The 12,649-nt window shown below is 43.9% G+C and carries 13 protein-coding genes; 2 read left to right on the forward strand and 11 right to left on the reverse strand.

Annotated elements, in window-relative coordinates; all coding sequences use genetic code 11:
* Nucleotides 1-2 precede the first annotated feature (2 nt).
* From GQ671_RS10205 to GQ671_RS10235, 7 genes are all read right to left on the reverse strand, one after another.
* Nucleotides 3-1,616, reverse strand: a complete 1,614-nt coding sequence (locus GQ671_RS10205) for a BCCT family transporter (RefSeq protein WP_160656589.1) — start codon at nucleotides 1,614-1,616, stop codon at nucleotides 3-5.
* 362 nt (nucleotides 1,617-1,978) lie between these two features.
* Nucleotides 1,979-2,188, reverse strand: a complete 210-nt coding sequence (gene copZ / locus GQ671_RS10210) for a copper chaperone CopZ (RefSeq protein ID WP_160656591.1) — start codon at nucleotides 2,186-2,188, stop codon at nucleotides 1,979-1,981.
* Nucleotides 2,189-2,212: 24 nt separating this feature from the next.
* Nucleotides 2,213-4,600, reverse strand: a complete 2,388-nt coding sequence (locus tag GQ671_RS10215; RefSeq protein WP_380645461.1) for a heavy metal translocating P-type ATPase — start codon at nucleotides 4,598-4,600, stop codon at nucleotides 2,213-2,215.
* Nucleotides 4,601-4,630: 30 nt separating this feature from the next.
* Complete coding sequence (locus GQ671_RS10220; protein ID WP_160656595.1) at nucleotides 4,631-4,933, reverse strand: metal-sensing transcriptional repressor; 303 nt, start codon at nucleotides 4,931-4,933, stop codon at nucleotides 4,631-4,633.
* Between the two features lie 86 nt (nucleotides 4,934-5,019).
* Nucleotides 5,020-5,583, reverse strand: coding sequence for a YdhK family protein (locus GQ671_RS10225; RefSeq protein ID WP_160656598.1), 564 nt, complete (start codon nucleotides 5,581-5,583; stop codon nucleotides 5,020-5,022).
* A gap of 219 nt (nucleotides 5,584-5,802) precedes the next feature.
* Complete coding sequence (locus GQ671_RS10230) at nucleotides 5,803-6,726, reverse strand: cation diffusion facilitator family transporter (protein WP_160656601.1); 924 nt, start codon at nucleotides 6,724-6,726, stop codon at nucleotides 5,803-5,805.
* 56 nt (nucleotides 6,727-6,782) lie between these two features.
* Nucleotides 6,783-7,046 carry an ArsR/SmtB family transcription factor gene (locus GQ671_RS10235; protein WP_160657244.1) on the reverse strand — a complete coding sequence of 88 codons (264 nt, stop codon included), beginning with the start codon at nucleotides 7,044-7,046 and terminating at the stop codon, nucleotides 6,783-6,785.
* A gap of 227 nt (nucleotides 7,047-7,273) precedes the next feature.
* Between GQ671_RS10235 and GQ671_RS10240 the strand changes: the two genes are divergently transcribed.
* Entirely contained in the window at nucleotides 7,274-7,753 is a 480-nt protein-coding gene (locus GQ671_RS10240; protein WP_160656605.1) for a hypothetical protein, read from the forward strand.
* Between the two features lie 92 nt (nucleotides 7,754-7,845).
* Entirely contained in the window at nucleotides 7,846-8,571 is a 726-nt protein-coding gene (locus GQ671_RS10245; protein WP_160656608.1) for a tryptophan-rich sensory protein, read from the forward strand.
* 79 nt (nucleotides 8,572-8,650) lie between these two features.
* Here GQ671_RS10245 and GQ671_RS10250 read toward each other — a convergent pair whose 3' ends face one another.
* The 4 genes from GQ671_RS10250 to GQ671_RS10265 form a co-directional block, all read right to left on the reverse strand.
* The gene (locus tag GQ671_RS10250; RefSeq protein WP_160656611.1) at nucleotides 8,651-9,214 is read right to left on the reverse strand and encodes a helix-turn-helix domain-containing protein; all 564 of its coding nucleotides are present in this window, start codon (nucleotides 9,212-9,214) and stop codon (nucleotides 8,651-8,653) included.
* A gap of 295 nt (nucleotides 9,215-9,509) precedes the next feature.
* A complete protein-coding gene (locus tag GQ671_RS10255) occupies nucleotides 9,510-11,024 on the reverse strand; it encodes an ABC transporter permease/substrate-binding protein (RefSeq protein WP_160656613.1) in 1,515 nt (504 codons plus the stop codon).
* The gene (locus GQ671_RS10260) at nucleotides 11,021-11,977 is read right to left on the reverse strand and encodes an ABC transporter ATP-binding protein (protein ID WP_160656616.1); all 957 of its coding nucleotides are present in this window, start codon (nucleotides 11,975-11,977) and stop codon (nucleotides 11,021-11,023) included. The genes GQ671_RS10255 and GQ671_RS10260 overlap by 4 nt, the downstream gene beginning before the upstream one ends.
* A gap of 116 nt (nucleotides 11,978-12,093) precedes the next feature.
* Nucleotides 12,094-12,645 (reverse strand): DUF488 domain-containing protein, encoded by a 552-nt coding sequence (locus tag GQ671_RS10265; protein ID WP_160656619.1) that lies wholly within the window; start codon nucleotides 12,643-12,645, stop codon nucleotides 12,094-12,096.
* Nucleotides 12,646-12,649 lie beyond the last annotated feature (4 nt).

Here is a 12,649-nt window from a genome sequence, read left to right on the forward strand (position 1 = left end):
GGCTATAAATCTCTTTCATCGACGCCTGCTTCTTTTTGTTCCTGATATTCTCTCTCTTCCCTATTCAGGTACTCCTTCATACGATGTTTATTCGGAGTGATTGTGAGCCCCAGGTACTTTCTCTCTTTATTCGCATCTTTATAAAATGAGAACATCATCATAATCAAGACAAAGCTGAATGGTAGTGCAGCTATAATCGCAGCAGATTGAAGTGCCTCAAGCCCGGTCTCTCCCCCTGAAAGGAGGAGAACATAGGCGATTGATGACAAGCTGATCCCCCATACGACCTTGGTTTTTACAGGTGGGTGTAATGATCCATTCGATGTCAGCATTCCAAGAACAAAAGTTGCTGAGTCAGCTGAAGTGATAAAGAATGATGAAACAAGTATGATTGCTAGAATCGACATCGGCACACTAAGTGGCATTTGATCGAAAATTGCAAATAACTGTGTTTCAGGTCCAAGGTTAATGATCTCTGGTACCCGATCAGCAACTTCAATGCCAGTGACACCAAAAACAGTGAACCAGATAATGCCGATGGTCGTTGGTACACTGAGCAGGGCCAGTACAAATTCGCGTACTGTGCGCCCTCTGGATACACGGGCAATGAATATTCCTACAAACGGACTCCAACTGAGCCACCATGCCCAGTAATATATCGTCCATGACTGCAACCACTCATTTTTTTGAGGGTTCAATGGAGCGGCATCCAACGTACGTGCGACGAAAGTATTGATATATTCGCCCGCCGCAGTTGGAAGCATATTTAATGTCAGTAGCGTCGGTCCAAGTATCAGTACAGTCAAAAGTAATATTGATGCCAATATCATATTCAGGTTACTCAAATATTTGATGCCCTGAGTGAGCCCACTCCATGCACTGGCCAGGAAAAGGAAAGTTACAACAGCAATGATCAGACCTTGCATCGTAAGGTTGATCGGTATTCCGAATAGATAATTCAAGCCACCGTTGATTTGTGTGGTACCGACCCCAAGGGACACGGCAACACCGATGACTGTGGCAAATACAGTAAGTACATCGATCACAATGCCAACAGGGCCGTCAACCTTGTCACCAAGAATTGGACGGAGAGTTTTTGAAAGCAATCCAGTTTCGCCTTTCCTGAACTGGAAATAGGCAAGTGATAACGCTACAGCACCAAACATTCCCCAGGCGTGTGCGCCCCAGTGAAAAATGGTCGCCCGGATTGCTTCAAGCATTGCTGCTTCTGTTTCAGGATCAGCAGTTGCCGGTGTGATGAAATGTGAGATAGGCTCAGATGTACTATAGAAAACGACGCCGATTCCCATACCTGCACTAAAGAGCATGGTCAACCATGAGCGTGTACTGAATTCTGGTTTATGATGGGGTTTCCCCAACTTTAATTTACCAATTGGACTGAAGATAAGAAAAATACAAAAGAATAGCATGGCGGATGTAACAATCATATAGTACCATCCGAAATATTTACTTACCCAGTCTGATATGGACCCGGAAACTGCGCCAAATTGATTGGGATTGAAGGCACCGATGACTACAAGTAATGCGACGATTATGACGGAATAGATAAAAACTTTCGTTAACTTCCTACTACTGGGATCTGAAGAATCCTTCATTGATTCGCTCCTTATAATTTTTGAAGTATTCTATTATACTCCAATACTTTTACTCGTATGTAAATGAATAAGCTATTAATCATACTAGATTTACACACCAAGCGCAATTTTTAAACATGCTAATACAATTAAAATAATATCACTAAGCGTTATATATACGTTACTTTACACAAAAGAACATTATCACAAAAGGATTTATAGAGTAACGCTCAGAATTATAAATAAAATGTTGTATAATTTCAATATGAAATTCTAATTAGGAAAACATGGTATCCTTCTTTGCTTTGATGATGATAATATTGTTCTTTGATTTAAAAAATCCTCATTCCAAGAATGAGGATTTTCTATCGTTGTGGAATCATTTATTTCACGACATCGTAGCCTTGATCTTCGATTGCATCGTTAAGCGCATCATTGCTTACTTTACTAGCGTCGTATTGAACAGCGACCTGGTTGTCTTCGAGGCTGACAGTTGCACTGTCGACACCGTCCAGTTTATTCAAGGCACCTTCCACTGAACTTTTGCAGTGACCGCATGTCATGCCTTCTACTTTGATTATCTGATTTTCCATAATGAAATCCTCCTGATATTTGAATTATATTTTTGCGCGTTTCAGGCGAAGTGAATTAGTTACAACGCTGACTGAACTGAATGCCATGGCAGCGCCTGCCACCCATGGGGCAAGGAACCCGAGTGCTGCGATTGGAATACCTGCTGCATTGTAGGCGAATGCCCAGAACAGGTTCTGTTTGATGTTGCGGATGGTTTTATGACTCAGATTGATTGCCCTTGGAATCAGTGTCAGTTCTCCGCCGAGAATGGTGATATCGGCCGCTTCTATTGCGACCTCTGTGCCGGTACCAATGGCGATACCAATATCTGCTGTTGCGAGTGCAGGAGCATCATTGACACCGTCTCCGACCATCGCAACAATTTTACCTTCGTCCTGCATTCTTTTCACATGAGAGGCTTTTTCTTCCGGGAGTACTTCAGCAATGACTGTATCGATATTGACCTGTCTGGCAATGGCTGCTGCTGTTCGTGTATTGTCACCTGTCAGCATAACCACTTCGAGTCCCTGGTCGTGCAGGGCCTTGATTGCTTCCTTGGCACTGTCTTTTACCGTATCCTGAACGGCGACCACACCTTTTATCTGGTTATCAGCTGCGATGATCATGGCTGTTTTGCCTTCATGTTCAAACTGGGTCATGCTGTCTTCCAGATGATCGGTATTGAGGTTGTTTTCAACCATCAGTCTACGTGTGCCGACGAGAACCTGCCGGCCTTCGATGACTGCCTCGATACCACGTCCCGGTATTGCACTGAAGTCTTCTACATCCACCATGGAAATATCATTTTCCGTCGCATAGCCGACGATGGCCTGTGCCAGTGGGTGCTCCGAACCTTTCTCAGCTGAAGCAAGCAGTCTGAGCGTATCTGCATCACCAGTGAAATCGGTCACTTCAGGTTTCCCTTTAGTAATCGTACCTGTCTTATCCATGATGATGGTATTCAGAGCGTGCGTCTTCTCAAGATGTTCGCCACCTTTGAATAGAATGCCGTTCTCTGCACCTTTTCCTGTACCAACCATGATAGATGTCGGTGTGGCCAGACCAAGCGCACAAGGACATGCGATGACGAGTACTGAAATCGATGCGACGAGCGCAGGTTCAAAGTTGCCTGGACTTGCCAGGAAGAACCATACCAGGAATGTGACAATCGCAATGACAATGACAATCGGTACGAAATAACCTGAGATGATATCAGCCATTCTCTGGATTGGTGCTTTCTTGCCTTGGGCTTCCTCCACTACTTTGATGATGGACTGAAGCGCTGTCTCCTTGCCGACTTTGGTCGCTTCCACTTCGACTGTACCGTTCTGGTTCACAGTCGAACCAATCACATTGATACCGGCTTCTTTCTCGATTGGAATGGATTCACCGGTAATCATCGATTCATCTACAGACGTCCGTCCTTTGACGACGACCGCATCGACGGGGAATTTCTCCCCTGGTTTGACGATGAGATGGTCACCCTTCATGACTGCTTCTGCAGGTACCATCTGCTCAACACCATCTCGAATGACACGGGCTTCTTTCGCCTGAAGGTTCAGCAGCTCTTTGATGGCCCCTGTCGTATTGGATTTTGCACGTGTTTCCAAGTATTTTCCGAATAGAATCAGTGTAATGATGATGGCACTTGTTTCAAAATAAAGATGGGGGTGCATGGTGGCGCCAGTCATCCACGAATACGTTCCATACAGACTGTAGATGAATGCGGCACTCGTACCCATGACAACGAGCACATCCATGTTGGCGTTGAAATTTTTCAAGTTCTTATAAGCACCGACATAGAACTGCCAGCCTAAAATGAATTGTACCGGTGTGGCAAATGCCAACTGGAACCATGGGTTCATGAATATGCCTGGAAGGTTGATTCCGAACAGGTGATCCAGCATGGTGACAAGAAGTGGTGCGGATAAGAGTGCTGATATGATGACTTTCCATTTCATCCGTGTCAGTTCCTGTTCCTTCCTGGTACCATTTTCCTCGCTGCTCTGTTTCGGTTTTGCTTCATAACCGAGGTTGCCGACCTTATCCATCAGGTCTTTTTCGGTTACGACACTTGAATTGTATTCGATGACGGCACTTTCTGTAGTCAGATTCACCGCAGCATTGCTTACGCCATCGGTCTTATTCAACACTTTTTCAATACGGCTTGAACATGCCGCACATGTCATGCCGGTGATATCGAATTCGGCTTCATCATATTCGACGCCATATCCCAGGTTGCCGATTTTGTCTGTAATGGCATCCAGTTTTATATTATCTGAATCATAATCGATGGAAGCTTTTTCCGTCGCCAGGTTCACTTTGGCGTCGACATCGTCCATCTTGTTCAGCACTTTTTCTATACGGCTTGAGCAGGCGGCGCATGTCATGCCCGTGACATTCAATGTGACGTGCTTGCTATTGGACAAAATATTTCCCTCCTTACTTAATTTTGTTTTTTCCTACTTCGAGAATTGTTTCAGAACTGCCATCAATTCCTCGATGGATTCGGCACCTTCGCCTTTTTCAATGGCATCCGTAACACAGTGCTTCATATGTCTTTCAGTTACACTGTATCCAACATTTTTCAATGCCGACTGGATGGCACTGATCTGTATCAGAATGTCGATACAATAGCGGTCTTCATCAATCATTTTCTGTATTCCGCGCACCTGTCCTTCGATGCGCTTCAGACGGTTCTGCATTTTTATCTTTTCATCCGAGGTTCGCGGCTCTGTCGCAAACTCATGGAGATGCTCATCCATATCTCTTCACTACTTTCCGTGTGTATTGGTTAATTTCATTATACCCATAGGGGGTATAATTGTCAAGGTAGTAGATCCTGCTGACGCTATTCCACGGGATTTAGTTCATCCTCAGTAACCCATTTGTGATGCTTGACTTCATCTCCGGTCTCAGTATCCGTATAGCTCACCATGTAGACAGTTGTCTGTTCGGCTTCATCAATCTTAGCAGTGGCACCTTTCATGCCTTCCATATGGTTGGCATTTATGACTGCTTCATTCCCTTGTGCCAATGGCGCTTCGCCTGGATGCTCAATTTCTTCGTGGATAACCCACTTACGGTCTTCAACAGGATCGCCACCTGTTTCAGGTGTGTAGGAGACAGTGTAGGCAGTAGTATCGAATGCCCCTGTAACGGTTGCGGTTGCTCCCTCCATCCCAGCCATGTGATCTGTGCGTATGACTGCCTGGCTGTCCACTGGGTAAGTTGGATCTTCGGCTTGCGTCAGATCATCCGGGACTTCCCCTGAACTGGAATGGTCCATACTTTCTTCATGTGTCTCATGTTCTGAGACACTGCCTTCCTGCATCTGTGTTTCATCTGCTCCACAGGCACCGAGTATCAGCACAGTCATTGCTGTTGTTCCAAATAGATACTTTGCATTTTTCATAATTGATTCCTCCTAGAATTATAAAGCAAAACCATTTACCCATAGGGGGTATAATTCAGTTTTTAAAAAATCTCCAGTAATGGAGCTGATGAATCTTGAATATAATTTATCATACCCCCATAGGGTATTGTCAAATATAAATGCTCAATTATGAAGTACTTTCTACAATAAAAAACCGGGAGTTGAATGTATAATCAACTTCCGGTTCAGAATTCTGTATCAGTGGCTATGCTTCATATTGCATAGCAGTGCACCTTTATGATGGTGGATTTCATGTTCTATCTGAAGTGTCACGTGGTGTATGTTCTTATCTTCCAGACGCTTCTCAAGAGACTGGAGTAGGACCTGGCATTCTCGGACTGTCTTGTTACCATCTACAGTGACATGGGATGATAATGCGTTGAGTCCACTCGAAATGCTCCATACATGGAGGTCATGGACACCGGTTACGCCTGCTTCCCTTTTCATGGTGTCCGCGATTTCCTTCACATCCACATTGGATGGTGTTCCCTCCATAAGGATATGCACTGCATTTTTTGAGACCTTCCAGCCGCTGATCAGAACCAGGGCAGAAACAATTACGCTGGCCAGTGGATCTGCCAGGCCCCATCCGAAGAACATGATGAGTAATGCTGCTATAATTGCACCGATTGAACCAAAAAGATCACCAAGAACGTGCAGAAAAGCAGCCCTGACATTCAAATTTTCTTTAGTGTCGCCACCTTTCATCATCATCCAGGCAACCAGTATATTGACTGATAAACCGATTACGGCAATGATGAGCATTCCTGTTGATGCGACTTCTGGTGGGTTTGAAAATCGCTCTAATGCTTCATAGAATATATATAGCGAAATCAGTATGAGTGTAACACCGTTGAAGACGGCTGCCAGAATCTCAAATCGTCTATACCCATAGGTCTTGCTGTAGTCGGCTGCTTTTGCACCGACTGTCATAGCCATTACCGCAACGCCAAGCGAAATTGCATCACTCAGCATATGTCCGGCATCTGCAAGCAATGCAAGACTATTCGTGAGGTATCCTCCAATGGCTTCAAGAAACATAAATGCAGTGATGATGAAGAAGCTGATTACCAATATAGTTCGATTGGCGTTATGGTTATGATGTTCATGGCCGTGTCCCATGGAGCTCCCTCCTATATTGAATGATTATTTCGTTCAACACTATCCGTAGATGCAGATCAGTTGTGACGTGCATGATCAATCATCTGTTTCAATGTCAGCATCACGTGTTCATCATCATTTGAATAATAGATGGTCGTACCTTCACGACGATACTTGACAAGGCGCAGGTTTTTCAGAAAGCGTAACTGGTGGGATACAGTGGACTGCCCTATATCCAGTGTCTCTGCAATCTGATTGACAGAATGTTCTTCCTCGCATATCAAGTTCAGAATCCTTATCCTGGTCGGATCACCGAGCGCTTTAAAAGTCTGTGATACCATGAATATCGTTTCGTTATCCAGATCCTGAGCGTTCTCCTGTTTCTCTTCAGGTTTTTCCAAAGTACTTCACCTCGTTTATTAATATTAATATATGAGTATATTATCATATATTAGGAGTCACTACAAATCATCATATGTGCTGTGGACATTGCCGTAAACTTCTATATAATTTCTTTCTAGGACTATAGTTCTTGAGATATAAGTACTACTATTTTGGAGGCAGAAACATGAGTATCTGGTTTTTATTGAATGGCATGCTATTTATCTGGGCCGTTTGGAATGTCGCTTTCGGGCTATCCAACCATTCCTCGTATATACATATACTACTGGGTTTTGCCGGCTTTCTGCTCTTCATATTCAACTGGACACGCAACGCAGTATTTTCCACGATTCGCAACGCCGAAAGCAGACAGACCAGGATTAGGCTTGCCAAGATGTCGAAGCGGATTCGCCCTTATCACCGCTGGGTGGGTACTTCTGCCCTGATCATAATTATTCTTCACGGCTCAGTCATCACCCATCTCTACGGCTTCAATCTGACTAACATGAAGATTTTAACGGGCTTTCTGGCTTCAATAAATCTGTTCATCCTTGTACTGTCGGGCTGGTACCGACTGCTGATCGATCCAAGAAGCAGAATCAGGAAGCTGCATATCAGACTTGGAATTTCGATGTTCATACTGGTCGTCATCCATTCCATTTTCTAAGTCTAATCAGATTAATTCTGCATGTATTGTTTCATCCATCTGTTTAAAGTAAATAGATAAGAAACAATTAATCGAAGAGAGAGTGAGTACATATGGCGAAACAGAAAAAATGGGCAATAGGGTATATGGCAGCCTTTGCAGTCATGATTTTTTTGAACTATTGGAGCGCAACAAATGTCGGGTTTGTAGCGGATAATAATCAGGCCATCATTCAACCGGCAGGATTTGCATTTTCAATCTGGGGTGTCATCTATGTGCTGCTATTTATATGGATCGTTAAAGTGTTCTTCTCAAAAACATGGGAAAGTTCGATGGCGTACCGGTTGAAATTCTGGCCCATCATCAACTTTCTGCTGAATGGTGCATGGATCCTCGTTTTTACCCAGCAATGGCTGATTGCTTCAACGATAGTAATTGCAGCATTACTCTACACCCTTGCAGAAATGTATTCCACGATGACTGAAACCGGCTATCACTGGTTTGACCGTCTGCCTTTCTCAATCTATTTTGCCTGGGTGACAGTTGCAACCATTGTAAATATCTTCACAGTCACAGTAAGCAATAATGTAGAAACCATTCTTGGACTGGATGAACTTGCATGGACAATCATTATTCTAGGTGCAGCAACACTGATCGGACTGGCCATCGCATTCTTCTTCAAGGACTGGCTCTATCCACTCGTAATTATCTGGCCATATTATGGTATCTATATTGAAAATAATAATGACTATGCGAGCATCAATATTACATTGCTCATCGGCAGTATTGCACTACTATTTGCGGCAATAGTGGTGGGATTCAAAAAGCTGCGCAATTAAATCAAGAAGGCTCCTGAAATTCATTCAGGAGCCGTTTTATTGTTATTTTAAGTACAATATCCCAATGTTGGCCATTTTCTTAGATTAAAGAAAATAGATAGACACTGAGCAGCATGATGATAAGAAATACCAAAGGTACTCCGACAAGACTCATTACTTCCTTCCATCCTCTCCTGGATGGCATTTCATCTGTCGAGCGTCCTTCACTGAAAGCAACAATCTTTTCATATGTTTCCAAGGCATACGTCTTTTTTATTTTTTCGACTTTTATCGCCCCCAGGAAAGCAATGGCGAAGGTGCAGATTGGTATCACGAGTCCCCAAAGATCCATAAAGTTAATGACTACGCCCACCAGTACTGCTGTTATGAAATAGGCAACTGTCATTGTCCAAGACCAGAAATTCATTGCATTCTTTTGCTTCAAAACTTCGTTTTTCATCATATCCATATCTCCCCTGACTAGATTATCGAGAGATACATCGAATAGTACACTCATCATCAAAAGTGTCTGGATATCAGGATAGCTATGACTATTCTCCCAGTTGGATATCGTCTGCCTGGATACATATAATCTATGTGCAAGATCCTCCTGGGAGTACCCATCGCGTTGTCTATACTTTCTGATTTGAGTGCTGACTTCCATATCGATGTCCTCATTTCCAGATTATTGGGAGTGCTTATTTTATACTATCAATTTCTTTTGACATCGACCATATAGTAGGTGTCAAAACGCTTTGACATCCTCTTATTTCCCAGGAAATATTGAAATCCCTCAAGGTTTTTGGAATAAAATAAGTTTTTCACTTTAGATTGATGTCTTCTTCGTCATGGAAAAGGGTGAAATGTATCAACTGACTTCATTAATGTTCTTTTATATTCCAAATGAAAGAGCCTCTGTATCACATAGATTGTGTAATACAGAGGCTCTATTTAAGATATTACTCTATCAGACCTGCTTCTTGCAGATATTCTTCAGCGACGACATAAGGGTCTTCACTTTCTTCTGCGACGCGGTAGTTCATCTCCTGCATCTCCTCATTACTGATCATCCCACCAAGTTTGTTCAGTGGCTCGACGATTTCCGGGTGCTCATCAAGGAATGATTGCTTGAATAGTGGTGCCCCCTGATATGGTGGGAAAACATTCTGATCATCTTCCAGGATGACCATGTCATACTGTCTCAGTTCAGCATCAGTAGAGTATGCATCCACCAGATTGATATCTCCTGCCTCGACTGCTGGATACCTCAGACTTGGTTCCATGGTTATTGCTTCGTTAAGATTGAGATCATAGGCTTCGAGAACAGCAGGGAATCCATCTTCACGATCATTGAACTCTGCTGTGAGACCCGGGTCGACCCGTGCTTCTATCTTCCTTAGGTCTCCTATGGTTTCCAGATTGTTCTCTTCTGCAAATTCCCGGGCAACAGCAAGTGTATAAGTGTTATTATACTGCATTGGTTCAAGCAAGGTCATATCGAACTGATCCTGGAGACCGGATTTGGCCTGTTCGTAGACGGCTTCCTCTTCCTTCGATTCAAGCTCTTCTTTTGTCAGCTCTGCAATGACGGTGCCTGTAAATTCAAGGTATCCATCAATGTCGTCTGATCGTAGTGCGTTGAACAGGAAGGATGTTCTGCCAAGGCCGTCTTCGACATTGACTGTATAATCGGTTTCTTCTTCAATAAGAATTTTGTACATGTTTGTAATGATAGCCGGTTCTGTACCCAGTTTACCTGCAATAGTGATGGAGCCTTCTCTCTGAGCAAGTAGCGGGGCAACGGTGATTGCCAGCATGACTATAAGAATGGTGCCGAGTGTAATGATGATTTTCTTATAGGATAGCTTTTGAACAATACGCAGCAGTACATCAAAAAGAATGGCAAGCAGTGCTGCTGGAATAGCACCAATGATGATAAGGGATGTATTGTTTCGGTCGATACCGAGTAGGATAAGGTCTCCGAGTCCACCGGCGCCGATCAAGGCAGCAAGTGTCGCCGTACCGATGATCAATACCATCGCTGTGCGTATCCCTGCCATGATTACCGGCATCGCAATCGGCAATTCGACTTTGGTCAATCGACGCATCGGTTTCATACCAATACCTTTGGCCGCTTCTACAAGTGAATCATCCACCTCATCTATGCCCGTATAAGTATTGCGTAAAATCGGCAGCAATGCATAGACAATCAGTGCAATGATTGCCGGCACTTTACCAATACCGAAAATGGGTATCATCAGTCCGAGCAATGCCAAGGATGGAATTGTCTGAAGTACAGCCGCTATGTTGATGACAATTTCGGATACTTTCTTAGTTTTCGTCAGCAGGATGCCAAGTGGTACACCAATGATGACAGCGACCACGAGAGCAATGAAGGATATCTGGATGTGTTCGATCAGCGTAGTGAGCAGTTCTCCTTTTCGTGCATCCAATGTTTCAAAGAATGTATTCATTGATTGTCACCCCGCTGACTTGTTGACAAGTACTTGAAGACATCCCGATGTCTCAATACTTTCCTCTGACCATCTTCCCTGATGACAACACCTTCATGATCGGATAGATGCTGATAGACATCCTGCAGCGCTGCGTCATACGCGACCTCAGGATAACCCGGAGTTTCTTCCGGATCAAGCGGTGGATGGGCTTTGATGATATCGGCAATCGTTACCTGCTGCATCCTATATGACTCGAGGTTTCCTATGAACTCCCTGACAAAGTCATTCTTCGGGTTGGACATGAATTCTTCGGGTGTACCGATCTGTTCTACATGCCCATCTTTGAGCAGGCATACACGATCACCGAGTTTTAGTGCCTCCTGAATATCGTGAGTGACGAAGACAATCGTCTTTTTGATTTTTTTTTGCAGTTCGACCAGATCATCCTGAAGTTTTTCCCTGCTGATGGGGTCGAGTGCACTGAAAGGTTCATCCATAAGTATGAGTGGCGGATCGGCAGCCAGTGCCCTTACCACGCCAATACGCTGCTGCTGACCACCAGAAAGTTCATCCGGTGTACGATTTTTGTACTGTTCAGGTTCCAGGCCGACCATTGACAGCAGTTCATCAAGTCTTTCATCAATTTTCTTATCGTTCCATTTCTTCATCTGAGGAACTTGTGCAATGTTTTCCTTGATGGTCATATGCGGAAAGAGCGCAATCTGCTGGAGTACATATCCGATATCCCAACGCATCTCATATATCGGGTAGTCGCTGATCGGTTTATCTTTGAAATAGATATAGCCCTCACTTAATGGTATCAAGCGATTGATCATCTTCAACGTTGTTGTCTTACCACAACCGGAGGGACCGATCAGAACAAAGATTTCCCCTTCCTTGATGTTGAAGCTTATATCCTCTACTGCGACTTTGTTACCGTATCGTTTGGTTACATTTTTAAATTCAATCATTTGTCTACTCCTATGGGAAGTCTTATAGGTTGATTATAAAGAAAGTCATACACAATGGAAACAATTTCAACTGGGAGGTGTTTCTTTGTTACAGCTACCCGTCAAGTGACTCGGAACTATACAATTTCAGGGTACACGACAGTACCGTCTTCCTCTATAATCGGCATGGCACCCCATCTGCCGAGAATATGATCTACCAGTTCCGGTTCATTCTTGCTGTTATTGATGATGTGCTGGACGGTCCAATCATGGGCGGCCAGCCAGTTGCTGATAATCAGGCGATGACAGCGGGCAGGATGACGCTCTGAACATACACAGACCACATTGTATGACGCGGCCTTATGTGCCAGCATCTCAATGCCTGTATGGAAATCTTCTGTCAAAGTGTAGTCTGCGTAATTGTGGAATGAAACATTATCCCATCCATTATTGAGATTGCTGCCTACGTTGGAAGCGGTGCTGCGTCTGCCTCCGAGCAAAGGGAAGTGGTCATAGCCGACCCCCGCTTCCTGCAGCCATTTTTTCATTTCCTCTCCGTTGAACTGAGGGTGCTTTCTACTGTATGGAAAAGCGCGTACATCTGCCACAAAATCAATATCTGCCGCTTCAAGCACCTTCAGAAACTGTGCTTTCGTATTGGTCGAATGTCCAGCAGTAAATATTTTCATCAGA

This window comes from Salinicoccus hispanicus, assembly GCF_009831115.1.
Taxonomy (GTDB): Bacteria; Bacillota; Bacilli; order Staphylococcales; family Salinicoccaceae; genus Salinicoccus; species Salinicoccus hispanicus.

Excerpts from the sequence above, each read along its gene's own strand:
- GQ671_RS10205 (WP_160656589.1), bottom strand. The coding sequence starts at position 1,616 with ATGAAGGATTCTTCAGATCCCAGTAGTAGGAAGTTAACGAAAGTTTTT.
- copZ (WP_160656591.1), bottom strand. The coding sequence starts at position 2,188 with ATGGAAAATCAGATAATCAAAGTAGAAGGCATGACATGCGGTCACTGC.
- GQ671_RS10220 (WP_160656595.1), bottom strand. The coding sequence starts at position 4,933 with ATGGATGAGCATCTCCATGAGTTTGCGACAGAGCCGCGAACCTCGGAT.
- GQ671_RS10225 (WP_160656598.1), bottom strand. The coding sequence starts at position 5,583 with ATGAAAAATGCAAAGTATCTATTTGGAACAACAGCAATGACTGTGCTG.
- GQ671_RS10230 (WP_160656601.1), bottom strand. The coding sequence starts at position 6,726 with ATGGGACACGGCCATGAACATCATAACCATAACGCCAATCGAACTATA.
- GQ671_RS10235 (WP_160657244.1), bottom strand. The coding sequence starts at position 7,046 with ATGGTATCACAGACTTTTAAAGCGCTCGGTGATCCGACCAGGATAAGG.
- GQ671_RS10240 (WP_160656605.1), top strand. The coding sequence starts at position 7,274 with ATGAGTATCTGGTTTTTATTGAATGGCATGCTATTTATCTGGGCCGTT.
- GQ671_RS10245 (WP_160656608.1), top strand. The coding sequence starts at position 7,846 with ATGGCGAAACAGAAAAAATGGGCAATAGGGTATATGGCAGCCTTTGCA.
- GQ671_RS10250 (WP_160656611.1), bottom strand. The coding sequence starts at position 9,214 with ATGGAAGTCAGCACTCAAATCAGAAAGTATAGACAACGCGATGGGTAC.
- GQ671_RS10255 (WP_160656613.1), bottom strand. The coding sequence starts at position 11,024 with ATGAATACATTCTTTGAAACATTGGATGCACGAAAAGGAGAACTGCTC.
- GQ671_RS10260 (WP_160656616.1), bottom strand. The coding sequence starts at position 11,977 with ATGATTGAATTTAAAAATGTAACCAAACGATACGGTAACAAAGTCGCA.
- GQ671_RS10265 (WP_160656619.1), bottom strand. The coding sequence starts at position 12,645 with ATGAAAATATTTACTGCTGGACATTCGACCAATACGAAAGCACAGTTT.